Genomic DNA, 16,444 nt, shown 5'->3' on the forward strand with positions numbered 1-16,444 from the left:
TCTATGCTCAAAACAAGGCCAACGATCCGCGATCATAGTGCAGAGGCAAACCTGTTTGCGCGACGAGCTTTTGTTGGCTTTGTTTTTGTGGTTATTCTCATCGGCATCCTATTAAATAATATTTATAACCTTCAAGTTGAGAAACACGAAACTTACCAGACGCGCTCCAATGATAACCGTATTAAAGTGATCCCTATTGCGCCTAATAGAGGACTCATCTATGACAGAAATGGGATATTACTTGCCGAAAACAGGCCGGTGTATAATCTAGAAGTGATTCCAGAGCAGGTAGCTGACTTAGAAACAGCATTGGACCTTCTAGATGACATCATTGCAATAACAGACGCGCAAAAAGCCGCCGTAATTAAAAGCAATCGCCGCTCTAGACGATTCAAAAGTCAAGTTTTGAAAGCACGCCTAAATGAAGACGAAGTTGCAATTTTCTCCGTCAATCAACATCGTTTTCCTGGTTTCAGTGTCGAGGCCAGATTGGCTCGCCACTACCCGTATGGCGATGCATTGACACATGCACTAGGTTACGTGTCTCGTCTCAATAAAAAAGAACTCAATGAATTAGAGTCACAAGGACGAGCGAAAAACTACAGAGCAACTCACGATTTTGGCAAATTAGGCATTGAAAAGTTTTATGAAGAACGCCTGCATGGCCAAGTTGGCTCGCAACGTGTAGAAGTTAATAATCGCGGAAGGATCATTCGCTCGTTGAGTGTTGAGCCCCCAAAACCTGGACAAGACTTGGTGCTCACATTAGATATCGGCCTGCAAAAAATAGCGCAAGACGTGCTCCAAGGCGTGCGCGGTGCAATCGTCGTGATGGACCCAAAAGATGGCGGGATCCTAGCATTGTACTCTAACCCCAGTTATGACCCTAACTTGTTTGTGCACGGGATAAGCAGCAAAGATTACCGAGCTTTGTTAAATCCTGATAGGCCACTGATCAACCGGGCTACACAAGGCCGATACGCACCCGCATCGACTGTAAAACCTCATTTAGCTATCCTTGCACTGGAAGAAGGTGTGGTGACAGAGCAAACAAAAATTTGGGATCCTGGCTTTTTCCAAATTCCCAACGTAGAACACCGCTGGCGTGACTGGCTTCGCTGGGGACACGGACACGTGGACGTATACAAAGCCATAGAAGAATCCTGTGATACTTACTTCTATGAAACCGCTTACAAGCTCGGGATCACTAAAATCAGTAACTTCATGAGTCAATTTGGGTTTGGCGACTTGTCTGGAATTGACATACATGAAGAGACCCCTGCTATCTTGCCCACTACGGACTGGAAACGCCAACGCTTCAATGAAGCTTGGTGGCCAGGCGATACGATATCAGTCGGCATTGGCCAAGGGTATTGGACAGCAACACCTATGCAGATTACGAATGCTGCCTCAATTTTGGTCAACAAGGGGATACATCGCCCACCTCACCTAGTCCAAGTTGCTAAGCAAAACAACGATGTTGAACAGATGTACACCGAAGAGAAACCTCCGGTCGTCTTAAAAGTGCCACACAATTGGCAAATTGCACTTGATGCAATGCACAATACGGTGAAAAAAACAACGGGGACAGCAAACAAGGCATTCAAAGGAGCAACATATGATCCAGCAGGCAAAACCGGCACAGCGCAAGTCGTAAGTATCGCTCAGGGTGAAAAGTATGTGGCAGAAAACCTCAAAGAAAAGCATCGTGACAATGGCATCTACGTGGGCTTTGCGCCTTTTGACAATCCAAGGATTGTCGTCACTGTGATTGTTGAAAACCAAGGTGGTGGTTCGGCCATTGCCGCGCCCATCGCTCGAAAGCTCATGGACTACTACTTTGAAACTTACCCAAGCGACACGGAGGGTAAATGAATCAACTAAGAAATAAGCGCTCGTTTTGGCAACGTATTCATATTGACCTTCCCCTACTCACTGCCTTGCTGATCATGATGGTAGGTAGCTTAGCGGTGGTGTACAGTGCCAGCGGGCAAAACATGGACATGATGACGCGTCATGCAACAAGGATGCTCGGCGCAGTTATCGCGCTCGTTGTGATGGCTCAGATTTCACCTAATACCCTAAAAAGGTTAGTGATCCCCCTTTATTTTGTCGGGTTAATTACGCTGATAGGTGTGTTTTTCTTTGGTGTGACCATCAACGGCGCTAAGCGCTGGTTAGATATCGGAATTACTCGCTTTCAGCCTTCTGAGATCATGAAAATTGCCGTCCCTATGATGGTTGCGTGGTATATCGGGCGCCAACAATTACCACCTAAAATTTTGCATCTCATAATCGGCTTTGCGATTGTTATCGTCCCAACAATATTAATACAAAAGCAACCCGATCTTGGCACCTCATTACTAATCGCAAGTTCCGGTGTATTCGTTTTGTTCCTTTCTGGACTCAGCTGGAAATTGATTGGTTCTGGCATACTGCTGGCCATACCTGGTGCATTTGCGATGTGGCACTTTGTGATGCATGAATACCAAAAACAACGTGTACTCACGCTGTTAGATCCTGAGAGCGATCCATTAGGTGCTGGTTATCATATTATTCAATCTAAAATCGCAATCGGCTCAGGGGGCATAGAAGGTAAGGGTTGGCTTCAAGGCACTCAATCCCAGCTCGAATTTCTACCCGAGCGTCATACAGACTTTATATTTTCCGTTTTAAGTGAAGAGTTTGGGCTACTCGGCGTTGTAATGTTGCTAAGCGTCTACCTATTTATTATAGGTCGAGGGTTATACATCGCCGTTAATGCACAAGAGGCATTCAGCAAACTACTTGCCGGCGCACTTACCCTCACTTTTTTCGTCTATATTTTTGTTAATATTGGTATGGTGTCAGGATTGTTACCTGTGGTAGGTGTCCCACTACCATTAGTCAGCTATGGTGGCACTTCAATGGTAACCCTCATGGCTGGTTTCGGTATAATCATGGCCATAGCTACAGATAAAAGAATGTTATTAAAATAATGAAATCTATTCAGCTCCTATTGATACTTGTCGCATTGCTCACACAAGCTGCATGTAGCAACCGTTACCACACGCGCCAAGATAAGGCTCCTTTACGCGCTCCGACACAATTGGAAATGCAAGATGCAAAGGTCACTAACGAAGTAAAAAGTGTTAGCGCTGGACGCCCTTATAAAGTGCTAGGAAAACACTACTCTCCGATCTCTGATGAAAAAGGCTTCGTGCAACAAGGTACAGCATCTTGGTATGGCAGAAAGTTTCATGGTTACTACACTTCCAATGGCGAAACTTTTAACATGTTTGATATGACCGCGGCACACAAGACATTACCGCTACCAAGTTTTGTCAAAGTGACTAATTTAGCAAACAATAAGTCGGCCATAGTGAGAGTGAATGATCGCGGACCTTTTCATGATGATAGGGCTATTGACTTATCTTATGCGGCAGCCTACAAACTAGGCTATCACTTACAAGGTACAGCGCAGGTTAAGATAGAGGCTATTACCATTGACCGTAAAACTCCTCGACTGACCTATGTGCAGGTTGCGGCTGCAAGCAACGAAGTGAATGTACAAGCACTTGCAACCAAATTGGCTGGCCAATTTAACCTCGGAGCACCTATCGCATTTGAAGATAATCTCTACAAGTTGCGACTTGGACCGATTTTAGATGACCAAAAGGCGCAAAAAGTGCTAAAAGTCTTACAAGAAGGTGAATTTAACAAAGCTTTCTTGCTTTACACGGAGCAGGAACTTTAGAATAACCTAAAACCAATTAAATGGTTCTTGTTCAAAAGCACAGAGTCTGCAAATTAGAAGAATGCACACGTTGGACAAGAAGGAAATCAACTGGTCCGTCAATCTATAAGAACTGGCCAGAACAAATTAAAAAAAGCGAGCATGATGACAGTATTTAAACCAAAAGTTGTTAAAAAAATCCTTGGTGTTGTGTGTTCTTTGTCACTGTTTTCAGCAAGTGCACAGATCATCCCATCTCCACCTCAAATTAATGCAAAAGGCTATTTCCTTGTTGACTTCACAACTGGCAAAGTCATAGCTGAAGGCGAAGCAGATACTAAGTTACTTCCAGCTAGCTTAACAAAAATGATGACAAGTTATGTTATTGGTACAGAAATTTCTGCCGGAAATATTGCACCAACAGACATGGTTACAATCAGTGAAAATGCTTGGGCAAAGAACTTCCCTGGCTCTTCGGTAATGTTCATTGAAGTTGGCAAAAAAGTAAGTGTCGATGATCTAAACCACGGGATCATCATCCAATCAGGTAACGACGCTTGTGTTGCAATGGCTGAACATATCGCCGGAAGTGAAAGCGCATTTGCCGATCTAATGAACGCACATGCTGAAAAGCTGGGAATGACCAATAGTTACTTCATTAACAGCCATGGTTTAGATGCACCACAACAGTTCACAACACCGCGTGATATGGCCATGCTTGGTGCTGCACTTATCAGAGATGTCCCTGAAGAATATTCGCTGTATAAACAAAAGTCGTTCACATTCAATGGCATTAAGCAATATAACCGTAATTCTCTACTTTGGGATGCAAGCCTTGATGTTGATGGCATTAAAACAGGCCATACAGCTGAGGCTGGTTATAGTCTTGTGACCTCAGCAACCAAAGGTGACATGCGACTCATTGCAGTAGTGATGGGTACCTCGAGCGAACGAGCAAGAAAAGTAGAAAGTAAAAAGCTTCTAAACTATGGATTTAGATTCTTTGAGACGATTACACCTTATAAGGCTGGCGACAGTTTTGCTGACCAACAAATTTGGATGGGTAACAAAAAAACAGTATCTCTCGGAATTACACAAGATACGCCTATTACTATCCCTCGTGGCCAGCGTAAAAACCTGAAAGCGCACTTCGAGCTAGATCAGACCCTGACTGCGCCTTTGGCGAAAGGCAGTAAAGTAGGTACGTTATTCCTTCAACTTGAAGGTGAAGACATTGCAGAGTACCCGTTAGTAACGCTAGAAGAAATTGAAGAAGGTAGTTTCTTTAGCCGCATATACGACTACTTACGTTTACAGATCATGCAATAACCCTGAGCTAAGTAAGTATATAAACACATGACGCCTCTCTTTGAGGCGTTTTTTTTTTCTGCAAAAATGATAGAATGCCCGCCATTATTGAGGTGATGATGCCTAAGTGAAAACGATTCACATTACATAATCATTGCTTAGTATCTGTAGTGAGGAAACCGTCGTGGTAAAACCTGTAAAAAACACTAAGTTTGATGAGTACTTAGAATTTCCATGCCCATTTACTTTCAAAATAATGGGCTTGGCCAATGTCAATCTTACGGATCAAATTCTTGCTAAACTGCAAACTATTGCGCCTGGTGATTATGCACCTAAGGTCAAGCCAAGCAGTAAGGGCACTTATGAGTCGGTAACACTAGTTGCGACAGTGACATCAAAAGAGCACATTGAGCAAATTTACACAGAACTCGGCAGCATTGAAGCTGTCCGTTACGTACTGTAGTAAGTAAAGGAAGTCCATGAGCAACCAAAGCGTCATCATTCGCCAACTTGGGCGGCAAAGCTATGAACCAATCTGGCAAAAAATGCAGACGTTCACTGATCAACGTGATGAGTCTGACGCAGATGAAATCTGGCTAGTGGAACACGAGCCTGTCTTTACACAAGGACAAGCTGGCAAGTCTGAACATCTGCTTGCGCCCGGAGATATCCCCGTTGTCAAAGTCGACCGTGGAGGTCAAGTAACCTACCATGGTCCTGGCCAACAAATGATGTATGTTTTGTTCAATCTGCGTCGTTTGAAAATAGGTGTTCGCGAGCTGGTTACTTGGCTTGAAGAAACCATTATCGACGCTTTGAAAGAATATGACATCAATGCCTATGCAAAGTCAGATGCGCCTGGGGTTTATGTCGATAATTGCAAAGTTGCTTCACTGGGTCTAAGAGTAAGAAGAGGCTGCTCATTTCATGGGTTAGCACTTAACGTTAATATGGACTTAAGCCCATTCCTGCGTATCAACCCATGTGGTTACGCAGGTATGCTAATGGTCCAAACGAGCGAAATTAATGGTCCTGCCTCGCTTGAACAAGCAGGTCAAGGGCTAATAAAACATATGCTAAAGCGAATAAACGCCGAGCATGTTGTTCACACTGAAGGGTTTGAGAACGAATGAGTAAGCCAGTCAAAATGGAACCGGGTGTAAAGCTGCGTGATGCCGAAAAAATGGCATTAATCCCGGTGAAAGTCCTACCAACTGAGCGCGAGCAAATGCTGCGTAAGCCTGAGTGGCTTAAAATACGTCTGCCTAAATCAAGCGAGCGAATTGAAGGGATAAAAAGTGCCATGAGAAAACATGGCCTCCATTCAGTATGTGAAGAAGCATCTTGTCCAAACTTATCGGAGTGCTTCAATCACGGTACTGCTACATTCATGATTTTAGGTGCAATATGTACTCGTCGTTGCCCTTTCTGTGATGTAGCGCACGGCCGACCGTTAAAGCCAGATGCTGCGGAGCCAGAAAAGCTAGCACTTACTATTAAAGACATGAAGCTGAAGTATGTTGTAATCACATCAGTAGACCGCGACGATCTACGTGATGGCGGTGCACAGCATTTCGCAGACTGTATCAGAGAGATCCGCAAGCACAATCCTGGTATCACTATCGAGATCTTAGTACCAGACTTCCGTGGCCGTATGGAACGCGCGTTGGAGATCCTTGCAGAGACGCCGCCTGATGTCTTCAACCACAACTTGGAGACAGCACCAAGGCTTTATAAGCTAGCGCGTCCAGGCGCAGATTATAAATGGTCTCTAGAATTATTGCGTCGTTTTAAAGAAGCACACCCTGAAGTAAAGACTAAATCAGGGCTGATGGTAGGCTTAGGGGAAGAGATCCCTGAGATTGAAGAAGTGCTGAGAGATTTGCGTGAGCACAACGTTGATATGCTGACAGTTGGCCAATACCTTGCGCCTTCTAAGCATCACCTTCCAGTAAAACGTTACGTGCCACCAGCAGAATTTGATGCATTAAAAGAGTATGCCGACGAAATAGGCTTCTCACATGCAGCTTGTGGACCATTCGTTCGCTCAAGTTATCATGCTGATCAACAAGCAGCTGGTAAAGAAGTGAAATAAACTTCTAGTGCTCAAATCAAGTAATCAAAAGCAAGCCAGCCGGGCTTGCTTTTTACTTTTCTGGCCAGTTATTTAATTATGAGCTGATCTTCCCAAGTATGGATAAAGTTAGGATTAGTTAAATTGAACACTTTGACAGCCATTGTCTTACCTGCAGCATTTTCACACTCGATGATCTGATAAAGTACCGGCTGAGCATAATTTACTACTACATCATTTTTCACAAAAACATCTGAGTGAAAAGGTCCCTTCCTATCTTCACCATTAAACAACCCAAGCGACACACCTCGATTAGCTAGCGTTGTACAATAGGATTGAGTGTTTTGATTATTGACTCTGAGCAAGCTTTTTATTTTATATGCGGAGTGATAGCCAAAAGAATAAGGCTGGTAAATAAACTCTCCTGTAGGCTCTAAAGATATTTGCCAGTCAACTACAGGAGCACCCGGTATGTTGACCTGTACAGTGTAATTGCTTCCATGTGCGTCGGTACAATTGATATGCACTGTCTTAGAATCTAATAGCGCAGATTCATCATTGAGCTCTGCTTCTAAAAGCAGAGTACTTGCATTGTCCACATCTTTAGAAACATTTAATGTACTCAAGTGAGAGTAACTTTTAATCGAATATACGTTGGCAAACCCACAATCGCTTTGCTCACCTCGCAGCTTTACATGTAAAGATAATTTATGTGCTCGCTCACTGACAATGATCGCTGATTGTACAGGACCATATGCATAATTAGTTACGCGCTCAAATCCATCCACATCGACAATGTTCTGCTGTACAGCAAATAAACTAAAACTTGAAAACAAAGCAGCTAATAAAGACATTCTTGAATAGTTCATAACAATTTCCTTTCGCAGTAAGTTTTAATAACGATACCGTTTACCAATTCGCGCTAGCGATTAGCAAAACGCTAGCAAACAACTTAGGCAACCGCAAAGGTCATGTTTAGTCACAGAAAACACTATGAATACTCTATATAATTCATTACCTTATTATGCAATAAAAATATTCAGTAACATACTATCAATAATGCATAACGTTTTCCCATCACTTCCAAAATGAAACGTTGGGCCTCCTAATTAAACCTTTGATAAAAATCATTGAAAGCTGAGAGCCTAAAGCAACCTCTTACTGTTCTCAAAAAGTACTCCGCTGAAATTTGCTTTTTTCAATTTATTACGCACTAAGCATAGTGCGTAATAAATTGAATGCGATACATGGTATTTCCTGTGTTTAAAAAATTACGCAACCAACTCAGGGTTATTACGAACACCATCTATGGCTTGGGTTATATTCATTAAATAAACATCTTCTATAAGTGAAATGACATCGTTCCAGCGCGGGTTATATTCATTGTTTTCCCAACGCCTCAGCGTACGCTCTTCAATACCATAGCAAGCAGCCGACTCTGCCTGTGTAAACCCACGACATTTTCGCGCATACTTAAGCAACTGTGCCCCTTTAGGCGTGCGTAAAAGTTCGCTCGCATTAGCACTTACATCCGTAGTTTGCTGAGTCGCTACTAAGTTTTGCGACAGTCTTGCTTTCATTTGGGTATTAAAAATTGATTGTTTGGCCATTTCCACTTTCCTTATTTTATTACGCAGGTGAATTAAAGTGACTATTCTTAATCGTTATAACTCACTGCTGTTAATACATCCTGAATTGAAAACCATCAGGTGCGTAATTTATTAAGAATTGTAGCTCAATTTATTACGCATTTCAATGTAAGACTTGCTATTTTTTGCGTAAAAAATTGCATTGAGTTTATTTTTAAAGCGCTTTATAATGCGCCTATTACTGCGTAATAAGATGTAATGTAGGACTTAAAAACCGAATATGGACGAATCAAATACCTTAAATAGCTTATCCTCACGGGTAGAACACGCTATAAAACCACATAGTATCAGAGCATTTGCGTCAAAAATTGATGTATCTGAGGGCACATTACGTCGAATTTTAAAAGGCGAAGACCCAAAACTGAGTATTGTAGAACGTATAGCTGACGAAGCTGATGTGAGTTTACTTTGGCTTATTACGGGCGATGAAGACGCAACAACAGCAGACTCACCGGCATCGATGCACCCGATTGTAAAACTAGATGAGTTTAACGAAGCCTTTGTACTTGTTCCCGGTTATCACGTGTCAGTCAGTACAGGCCATGGCGCATTCAATGGCCATACGCAAATAGCAAGACACCTCGCATTTAGAAAAAAGTGGCTGGAATATAAAAATCTAGAAAAAAGTGAACTGGCTGTTGTTTTCGCTAAAGGCGATTCAATGGAACCAACTATCCACAATAATAATACCATTCTGGTCGATCTTTCAGACAAGAAACTCAGTGAAGGGCTTATTTATGTTGTCCGCTTAGGGGAAGAACTGTACGCAAAACGCTTGCAACAGTATTTAGATGGATCTGTGAGACTAATAAGCGATAACAAAGAATATGTGGAGCAAGTGGTTAAACCTGATGAAATGGAACAGCTAGAGATTATTGGTAAAGTCGTTTGGATAGGTAAAGATTTAACCTAAGTAGCCTGTAGAAGTGCAGCCTAAGTGGGTCTCAACCCCACCTAGGCAATTTCTCAATTAAAGCTTTTGCCAAGCACTGCTATGACCCGGCTCATCTCCTTTGGTCCACCACAGCGACTTGTAACGCGCACATTGATTTGCAGCATCGCAGTAAGATACTTCAGCCCCCGTATTGTATGCAACATTCACATGCCACGGAAACTCTGCTTGGCTTAACAATTTCCAGGCGTCTGCAAAACGCGTTGGTTCGACACCTGATACCCAATATTTTGCTTCCCAAATCAGTGTTTGTTTGACTTCTTGGTCAAAGTGACTCACTTTATCACCCGTATTGTAAACAGCATTCGCATCATAAGCTGGCTGGCCACCAGTCCCTTTTGGTGCCACAGTAACGATAACCGTATCGCTGTAGGTATCTACACTATTATCTGATACGCTTAAACGAAAGACTAACTGCTCTATTTGATTCACAGAAGGAGCAACAAAGCTTGCTTTTTTCGTATCCGCCGCCGATATCACGACTGTCGAACCTGAAACTTGTATCCAACTGTATGTCAAAGTGTCACCATCTGCGTCTGTTGTCGCACTGCCATCTAAAACAACATTGTGTGCAGCAGACTCAACTAGCTGATCTGCACCTGCATTGACAACTGGTGGTGTATTAACTTTGCTATCTGTCACGGTGATTTGTACTTCATCGCTGGTGTTACCGCCTTTGCCATCAGTGGCGCTAAAACGTAACACAACCGTTGCTTCACCTAACACATCAGGCGCAACAAACTCAGCGTTTAAAGTCGTCGTTATACCCAAGCTAACGGCTGGCCCAGATACTTGTTGCCATTGGTAAGTCAGTGCGTCATTGTCCGCATCATTTGCTGTTGCAGCTAGCTGAACCACAGAACCAGACAATACACTTTGATCGACACCCGCGTTAACGGCTGGTGCACTGTTAGAACCATCTACTTGAGGGTGACCTAACGACTCATGCATCCAGTTTAGAATGTCGCCATTGTCAGTATCAATTTCCCAACCAAACATGCCACCAAGGCCTTCTTGTTGAACAAGCTGCCCCTTAGCTGTAACCGACCTTTGATCATCATATGAGATTAAATCTCCGGTACTTGGGCGATAGATATAAGCAGCCTGCGCAACCGTGTCATAGTGAGATTCCCAATCTGGGTGCGTTGCCCACTGCGCAATATTGGCATACATTAGCGTGCCAGGTTCTAATTTAAAGGCATCCGCAGGCGCTGATGGACCTGTTGCCTTACCTTGCATATGGTGCGTCCCAGGTGTATGGTCAACACCTGTCCAACCTCGACCGTACATTGCCACACCGGCCACTAGTTTGTTTCCAGGTACACCTTGTGCTTTTAATAAATCAATACCCGTTTTTAAGTTGTAATGAGTGGTACGTTTATCTGACGGCTTAAAGTCTGATGGATAGACTGCTGTTTGGTGACCTAGACCTTCCAAGTCCCAAGCCCCAAAGTAGTCATATGACATCATAAGGATGTAATCCATATACTTGATGGCTTCACCATAATTTACTTTTTCTAACTTGTCGTAACCAACATTAATGGCGGAAGTAAGTTCATATTTACGCCCCGTACGCGCTTCCTCTTCATCTAACATGGTGCGAAGCTCACGCATAAGCTTAATATAGGTTTCGCCATCACTTGGCGACCCTAAGTTAGGATTGGCAGCTGCGACTCCCGGGAACTCCCAATCAATATCAATACCATCCCAAAATTGCCATGTTCTTAAGAATTTGCGACATGACTCAACAAACGTTTTTCGTTTGACATCATCAGCCATAAAGTAAAATGGATCAGACAGCGTCCAACCACCAATTGATGGGATAATTTTCAAGTCAGGATAACGCTGCTTTAACGCCATCATTTGACCGTAGTTACCTTTTATCGCATCTTGGTTCACCTGTTCACCAACAGGCTTCATATACGCAGCCCACGGATCTGGTGGCGCCAATTCAAAATCCGTTAGGCCAGCCGTAACCTTTTGAAATGTGTTATAGCCAGTTGGGTTTTCCGTTTTAAAAGATTCATTAGGCCCAGTGATTGCAACAAAGCCATAGAAGATGTGCGTCAAGTTTTCAGCAGGAATATTATCAATATAATAGTCCATTCCCTCAACACGATATATCGACCACTCTGCAGCATATGCAGCAACCATTTTGCCTGTTGTATTGATGTACGACCGATTGGTCATTTCGATAGGGAATCTAGGATCGTTAACTCTCATAGACAATGGATCTAAATGAGTACCCGCTGTATCAGCGACAATTAAGGTCTTTGAGTTTGCACTCTGCGTACAACCATTAAGATTACACAACTGCACTGTCAGATTAAATTTACCACCTTTTTCGAACGTTAAAGTTTCAACACCCGACTGTGAATTGCCCACTACTGTTAATGCTCGACTATGAACAACTTTGCCATCCAATAAGATTTTAACCGTTTCACCAGCTTCACCCGTCCATTTGGACCACGGCACAGGCACTTCGACACTTGGCGCGACCACAACATCTTTATATGCAAGTGAATCGGTAATTGTGACAAGACTATACTTTTCCACCATCCACTCTACTTTTGGAGCACCTGGCGCAGCAGCCAGTGACGGTAAAGCGGCGACTAAGCCGGAGAGTAACATGGCCTTTTTAACATGGCTTAAAACCCTGTTGTTCGTATTTATCATTAGAATTCCTTCTACATGTTATTGTTATTTATGCTGTTCTTAAGGTAATTACTTACCTGCTTTTTTAAATTTCAAAGGGCCCTTTTCGCCCCCCGAAAAATATTCTCCTATTAAATATTGCCCATCATCAGAAAGCGTTAGAGTATGCACCCCCTTGGTCGTCCAACCAGGGATTTGCTGCGTCACTTGAACATTAATAGTAATGGTATCTTTGTCTCGAAACCCAGAACCGTGCTCCACGAAAGGGCTACCCTTAAATTCTAAGTAGTGCGCAGTAAAAATTTCATCCCCGAATTGAGACACTATCAAATGACCGTTTGCAAAGTTGCTATCGTTTACATCGTGCCACAGGCCTGCTATTCGTCGTTTTTCATCTACTTTTTGGCTTACAGAAAACGACGAGACAACGCTGTCATCAGCTTGTGAAAAAAATGTCATTCCCAGTGTCAAAGAAATGGAAATAAAAGAGATTACTCGGAGCATATTTGAATGTACCTTATATTTGTATCCGTTAACAAAAAGCGGTATTTATTAACACCAATGTACCTAATATCTTTAAAAATACAACCCAATTAATTACAATATAGGTACAAATTTATTACAATCTGTACCTAACATCTTCTGCTAATAATTTAAATAGCACATTAATCAGCTGAATTATCGACTTATTATATTTCCAATTTGTAACAAACTAAGTCTTATTGAACTGCTACCAATAGAACAAATCAACCTTGATACCAATCACTAACCAAGTTATGTAGATTTTATATTCATTATCTGACCCTTTACTTGCTTAACAACTAGGCACTCACTTCTGATTAAGGTGCTCTATTCTTTTTGAGTGGACTGTGAGCGTATATTGGGATTTTCTCGGTCTACACACTTTAGTATTTGATAGATAACTTCATTTTGAATAAAGGAACCAGCATGTCTAATCAACCCTATTCACCGGATAAAGTATGGCAATGGAAAGAGGGCAACGGCGGCAAATTTGCCAATATTAATCGACCGACATCAGGTTCTCGATTTGATCAGCCACTTCCTAAAGGAGAGCACTCTCTGCAACTCTATTCACTCGCAACACCAAATGGCATTAAAGTCACTATTTTATTAGAAGAGCTGTTAGAAGCTGGCATGTCGGAGGCCAATTATGATGCATACACAATAGATATCATGGAGGGAGAACAATTTTCCAGTGGGTTTGCGCAAGTAAACCCTAACTCAAAGATCCCAGCTTTGATTGACGCCTCTCAAAATCCCCCCTTGCGCGTTTTTGAATCAGGCTCAATATTGCTCTATCTCGCAGAAAAGTTCGCGGCATTCTTGCCTAAAGATATTGCAGCAAAAACCGAGTGTTTAAACTGGCTGTTCTGGCAAATGGGCTCAGCCCCTATTTTGGGAGGTGGCTTTGGCCATTTTTACGCCTATGCTCCTGAAAAATTTGAATACCCTATCGATCGCTACACCATGGAAGTAAAACGCCAACTTGATGTGCTGAACAAACACCTTGCTAGCAATAAATTCCTGTGTGGAAATGACTACACCATTGCAGATATAGCCATTTGGCCCTGGTACGGCCAACTTGTTGACGGCAAGCTATACGATGCGGCAGAATTTTTGGATGTTAATAAGTACGCCAACGTACAAAGGTGGAGCAATGAAATTGCTGCCAGACCAGCTGTAAAACGCGGCTGTATAGTAAACAAAACATGGGGTGAGCCACATGAACAGCTCCACCAACGCCATCACAGTATTGATTTTGAGTTAAAAACACAAGACAAGCTATTCAAAGAATAACTTCTACACTACTTAAGTAAGGGCCGATTGAACTGGCCCTTATTAAACTATGTTTGCTTGGACATAAACTCACTCATACGCTCTTGCAATTCTAATTCGCTGAGATCTTCAATGTGTGTTCCAATCGTCCAGACATGACCAAATGGGTCTTCCAGAGTACCAGCTCTATCACCGTAAAACTGATTTTCAACTGCTCTCAGCTCCTTTGCGCCCATTGCCAAGGCCTGAGCGAATACCATGTCTACATCTTCCACATAATGCATCAAAGACACCGCTGTTCCGCCCAATTGTTTTGGCCCTTGAAAGTGCATATCTGGGCATTCATCACTGATCATTAAGTGCGAGTTACCGACCTTAATTTCCGCATGAGCAATACGCCCATTGGGCAAGTTCATCTGCATCACAAGTTGTGCATCAAATGCTTTTTGATAGAAGTTAATAGCGTCACTTGCGCCATCAACTATCAAATATGGCGTGAGAGAGTGATACCCCTCTGGAATCGCTTTTATACTCATAGTAAGTCCCTTAATTTATATGACTGTCACTAAAATTAGACGATAAATACCAAAGTACAACCTTAAGCACGTTATCAAGCAAAAAGTAAACTTCTTAACAAGAATCTGGGTAGGTCTCTTTTCTTCCCTTTAAAAAGCGCTAAACTATGCGTTTTTATCATATCTAGGTAGCAACATGCAGCGTACAAAATTGGTCAATCAATTAACTGAATTACTTAAACCCTTCCAGATAAATGACTATTGTCCAAATGGCCTGCAGGTTGAAGGCAAAGCCGAGATAAAAAAATTAGTCACCGGTGTGACAGCTAGCCAAGCTTTGATCGATGCTGCAATTGAAAAGCGCGCTGATGCTATATTGGTTCACCATGGTTATTTTTGGAAAGGTGAAGATCAAACCATTACAGGAATGAAACAGCGCAGAATTAAAAGTCTCCTTGCACATGACATTAATCTACTCGCCTACCACTTGCCACTCGATGTCCACCCTGAACTCGGTAACAATGCGCAACTTGGTGAGTTACTCGACCTTATCGTGGAGCGCCCGCTTGAACCTTGGAATAAACATAGCGTCGCCGTAAAAGGAAAACTGAAAAAGCCAATGACAGTCGCAGAGTTTTCAGCGTTAATCGAACAGAAACTGGATAGAGTACCTTTGGTTAATCAAGCTGGTAACCACGAAATAAAGACGATAGCTTGGTGTACTGGTGGAGGCCAGAGTTTTATCGACCTAGCTGCAAGCCAAGGAATAGATGCTTATTTAACGGGTGAAGCGTCGGAGCAAACAATCCACAGCTCAGCTGAGCAAGGTATTCACTTTTTCGCGGCAGGGCATCACGCAACAGAAAGGTATGGGGTTAAAGCGCTCGGTGAGTATCTAGCAGATAAATATGATTTGGACGTTGAATTTGTTGATATTCATAACCCAGTGTAAAGAGTATGCCAAAGAAAAAACAGCAACCGAAAAGCGTTACACCCCATGACCGTAATTTCTGTGATATCGCAAGTAAGTTTAAAAACAACATTTATGGCACAACCAAAGGTAAGATCCGTGAAGCTGTACTACAAAGGGATCTAAATGACATATTATCAAAGTTGAAACAATCAGCGCCGCTTCGAATACTCGATGTGGGTGGAGGGCAAGGCCAACTTGCTCTTTACCTCGCAAATAAGGGGCACCAAGTTACTTTGATAGATATCTCTGAGCAAATGCTAAATTTGGCTAAGGAGCGCTCGGTAGCCGCCAATGTGTCACATAGCATGACTTTTATACACGCGCAGTTACAAGCGATCCCTGAATTAAATATGGGGAAATTTGACCTTGTACTGTGTCACGCTGTACTTGAATGGGTTGTTGATCAGCCTGAAGCGCTCGGCATTTTACGCGCCTCCTTAAAACCCGAGGGTATATTGTCGCTGATGTACTTCAATAAATCTGCACAAAGGTTGGCCAACATGGTTTACGGTAACTTTGACTATGTCGCGAGCGGACTTAAAGTGAAGCAAAAAGTCGGCTTGAGTCCTAACCAGCCACTTGAAAGCGAACACGTTGACCATTGGCTTCAAGAGTTGAATTTAAATCAGATTAGCAAAACTGGCGTAAGGTGTTTTCATGACTACCTTCGCGAATTGGACAAGGCTGAAAGCCAATTTGATGAACTATTGGCCATGGAACTGAAATATAACCAGACAGAACCCTACGCATCAATCGGTCGTTACACTCACCTTGTGCTCAACCACAAAAAATAAAGGTATCTTTTG

16 protein-coding genes are annotated in these 16,444 nt (G+C 42.7%); 11 read left to right on the plus strand and 5 right to left on the minus strand.

Features of this window, described 5'->3' with window-relative positions; genetic code table 11:
- The first annotated feature begins 3 nt into the window (after positions 1-3).
- The 7 genes from mrdA (at position 4) to lipA (ending at position 7,118) form a co-directional block, all read left to right on the plus strand.
- Positions 4-1,875 carry a penicillin-binding protein 2 gene (gene mrdA / locus N482_RS20800; RefSeq protein WP_063378892.1) on the plus strand — a complete coding sequence of 624 codons (1,872 nt, stop codon included), beginning with the start codon at positions 4-6 and terminating at the stop codon, positions 1,873-1,875.
- Entirely contained in the window at positions 1,872-2,978 is a 1,107-nt protein-coding gene (rodA, locus tag N482_RS20805; RefSeq protein WP_063378893.1) for a rod shape-determining protein RodA, read from the plus strand. Before mrdA ends, rodA begins: the two co-directional genes overlap by 4 nt.
- Entirely contained in the window at positions 2,978-3,736 is a 759-nt protein-coding gene (locus N482_RS20810; RefSeq protein ID WP_063378894.1) for a septal ring lytic transglycosylase RlpA family protein, read from the plus strand. The genes rodA and N482_RS20810 overlap by 1 nt, the downstream gene beginning before the upstream one ends.
- A 144-nt stretch (positions 3,737-3,880) precedes the next feature.
- The gene (locus N482_RS20815) at positions 3,881-5,044 is read left to right on the plus strand and encodes a serine hydrolase (protein WP_063378895.1); all 1,164 of its coding nucleotides are present in this window, start codon (positions 3,881-3,883) and stop codon (positions 5,042-5,044) included.
- 163 nt (positions 5,045-5,207) lie between these two features.
- Positions 5,208-5,486, plus strand: a complete 279-nt coding sequence (gene ybeD, locus N482_RS20820) for a DUF493 family protein YbeD (protein ID WP_063370834.1) — start codon at positions 5,208-5,210, stop codon at positions 5,484-5,486.
- A gap of 16 nt (positions 5,487-5,502) precedes the next feature.
- Positions 5,503-6,156, plus strand: a complete 654-nt coding sequence (gene lipB, locus N482_RS20825) for a lipoyl(octanoyl) transferase LipB (protein ID WP_063378896.1) — start codon at positions 5,503-5,505, stop codon at positions 6,154-6,156.
- A complete protein-coding gene (lipA, locus tag N482_RS20830) occupies positions 6,153-7,118 on the plus strand; it encodes a lipoyl synthase (protein WP_063378897.1) in 966 nt (321 codons plus the stop codon). Before lipB ends, lipA begins: the two co-directional genes overlap by 4 nt.
- Before the next feature lie 68 nt (positions 7,119-7,186).
- On the opposite strand, the gene N482_RS20835 is transcribed toward lipA, so the two are convergent.
- Both N482_RS20835 and N482_RS20840 read right to left on the minus strand, forming a co-directional pair.
- A complete protein-coding gene (locus N482_RS20835; RefSeq protein WP_063378898.1) occupies positions 7,187-7,966 on the minus strand; it encodes a hypothetical protein in 780 nt (259 codons plus the stop codon).
- A gap of 402 nt (positions 7,967-8,368) precedes the next feature.
- Complete coding sequence (locus N482_RS20840; protein ID WP_231100908.1) at positions 8,369-8,707, minus strand: helix-turn-helix domain-containing protein; 339 nt, start codon at positions 8,705-8,707, stop codon at positions 8,369-8,371.
- Positions 8,708-8,966: 259 nt separating this feature from the next.
- On the opposite strand from N482_RS20840, the gene N482_RS20845 reads away from it, so the two are divergent.
- Complete coding sequence (locus N482_RS20845; protein WP_063378899.1) at positions 8,967-9,659, plus strand: XRE family transcriptional regulator; 693 nt, start codon at positions 8,967-8,969, stop codon at positions 9,657-9,659.
- Between the two features lie 57 nt (positions 9,660-9,716).
- Here the strand turns inward: N482_RS20845 and N482_RS20850 are convergent, their stop codons facing one another.
- Together N482_RS20850 and N482_RS20855 are read right to left on the minus strand one after the other, a co-directional pair.
- Positions 9,717-12,374, minus strand: a complete 2,658-nt coding sequence (locus N482_RS20850; RefSeq protein WP_063378900.1) for a glycosyl hydrolase family 18 protein — start codon at positions 12,372-12,374, stop codon at positions 9,717-9,719.
- Positions 12,375-12,422: 48 nt separating this feature from the next.
- The gene (locus N482_RS20855) at positions 12,423-12,857 is read right to left on the minus strand and encodes a hypothetical protein (protein ID WP_063378901.1); all 435 of its coding nucleotides are present in this window, start codon (positions 12,855-12,857) and stop codon (positions 12,423-12,425) included.
- A gap of 444 nt (positions 12,858-13,301) precedes the next feature.
- Here N482_RS20855 and yghU point away from each other — a divergent pair, with 444 nt between their 5' ends.
- Positions 13,302-14,171, plus strand: coding sequence for a glutathione-dependent disulfide-bond oxidoreductase (gene yghU, locus N482_RS20860; RefSeq protein ID WP_063378902.1), 870 nt, complete (start codon positions 13,302-13,304; stop codon positions 14,169-14,171).
- Positions 14,172-14,218: 47 nt separating this feature from the next.
- Here the strand turns inward: yghU and N482_RS20865 are convergent, their stop codons facing one another.
- Positions 14,219-14,686 (minus strand): VOC family protein, encoded by a 468-nt coding sequence (locus N482_RS20865; protein WP_063378903.1) that lies wholly within the window; start codon positions 14,684-14,686, stop codon positions 14,219-14,221.
- A 175-nt stretch (positions 14,687-14,861) separates the two neighbouring features.
- Here N482_RS20865 and N482_RS20870 point away from each other — a divergent pair, with 175 nt between their 5' ends.
- Both N482_RS20870 and N482_RS20875 read left to right on the plus strand, forming a co-directional pair.
- Entirely contained in the window at positions 14,862-15,617 is a 756-nt protein-coding gene (locus tag N482_RS20870) for a Nif3-like dinuclear metal center hexameric protein (RefSeq protein ID WP_063378904.1), read from the plus strand.
- Positions 15,618-15,622: 5 nt separating this feature from the next.
- Positions 15,623-16,432: a methyltransferase domain-containing protein gene (locus tag N482_RS20875; protein ID WP_063378905.1), complete on the plus strand. Its 810-nt coding sequence runs from the start codon at positions 15,623-15,625 to the stop codon at positions 16,430-16,432.
- The last annotated feature ends 12 nt before the right edge of the window (positions 16,433-16,444 follow it).

The sequence above is a fragment of the Pseudoalteromonas luteoviolacea NCIMB 1942 genome (genome assembly GCF_001625595.1).
Lineage (GTDB): Bacteria > Pseudomonadota > Gammaproteobacteria > Enterobacterales > Alteromonadaceae > Pseudoalteromonas > Pseudoalteromonas luteoviolacea_A.

Coding starts and splice junctions, on each gene's coding strand:
- mrdA (WP_063378892.1), top strand. CDS start 4: ATGCTCAAAACAAGGCCAACGATCCGCGATCATAGTGCAGAGGCAAAC.
- rodA (WP_063378893.1), top strand. CDS start 1,872: ATGAATCAACTAAGAAATAAGCGCTCGTTTTGGCAACGTATTCATATT.
- N482_RS20810 (WP_063378894.1), top strand. CDS start 2,978: ATGAAATCTATTCAGCTCCTATTGATACTTGTCGCATTGCTCACACAA.
- N482_RS20815 (WP_063378895.1), top strand. CDS start 3,881: ATGACAGTATTTAAACCAAAAGTTGTTAAAAAAATCCTTGGTGTTGTG.
- lipB (WP_063378896.1), top strand. CDS start 5,503: ATGAGCAACCAAAGCGTCATCATTCGCCAACTTGGGCGGCAAAGCTAT.
- lipA (WP_063378897.1), top strand. CDS start 6,153: ATGAGTAAGCCAGTCAAAATGGAACCGGGTGTAAAGCTGCGTGATGCC.
- N482_RS20835 (WP_063378898.1), bottom strand. CDS start 7,966: ATGAACTATTCAAGAATGTCTTTATTAGCTGCTTTGTTTTCAAGTTTT.
- N482_RS20840 (WP_231100908.1), bottom strand. CDS start 8,707: ATGGCCAAACAATCAATTTTTAATACCCAAATGAAAGCAAGACTGTCG.
- N482_RS20845 (WP_063378899.1), top strand. CDS start 8,967: ATGGACGAATCAAATACCTTAAATAGCTTATCCTCACGGGTAGAACAC.
- N482_RS20850 (WP_063378900.1), bottom strand. CDS start 12,374: ATGATAAATACGAACAACAGGGTTTTAAGCCATGTTAAAAAGGCCATG.
- N482_RS20855 (WP_063378901.1), bottom strand. CDS start 12,857: ATGCTCCGAGTAATCTCTTTTATTTCCATTTCTTTGACACTGGGAATG.
- yghU (WP_063378902.1), top strand. CDS start 13,302: ATGTCTAATCAACCCTATTCACCGGATAAAGTATGGCAATGGAAAGAG.
- N482_RS20865 (WP_063378903.1), bottom strand. CDS start 14,686: ATGAGTATAAAAGCGATTCCAGAGGGGTATCACTCTCTCACGCCATAT.
- N482_RS20870 (WP_063378904.1), top strand. CDS start 14,862: ATGCAGCGTACAAAATTGGTCAATCAATTAACTGAATTACTTAAACCC.
- N482_RS20875 (WP_063378905.1), top strand. CDS start 15,623: ATGCCAAAGAAAAAACAGCAACCGAAAAGCGTTACACCCCATGACCGT.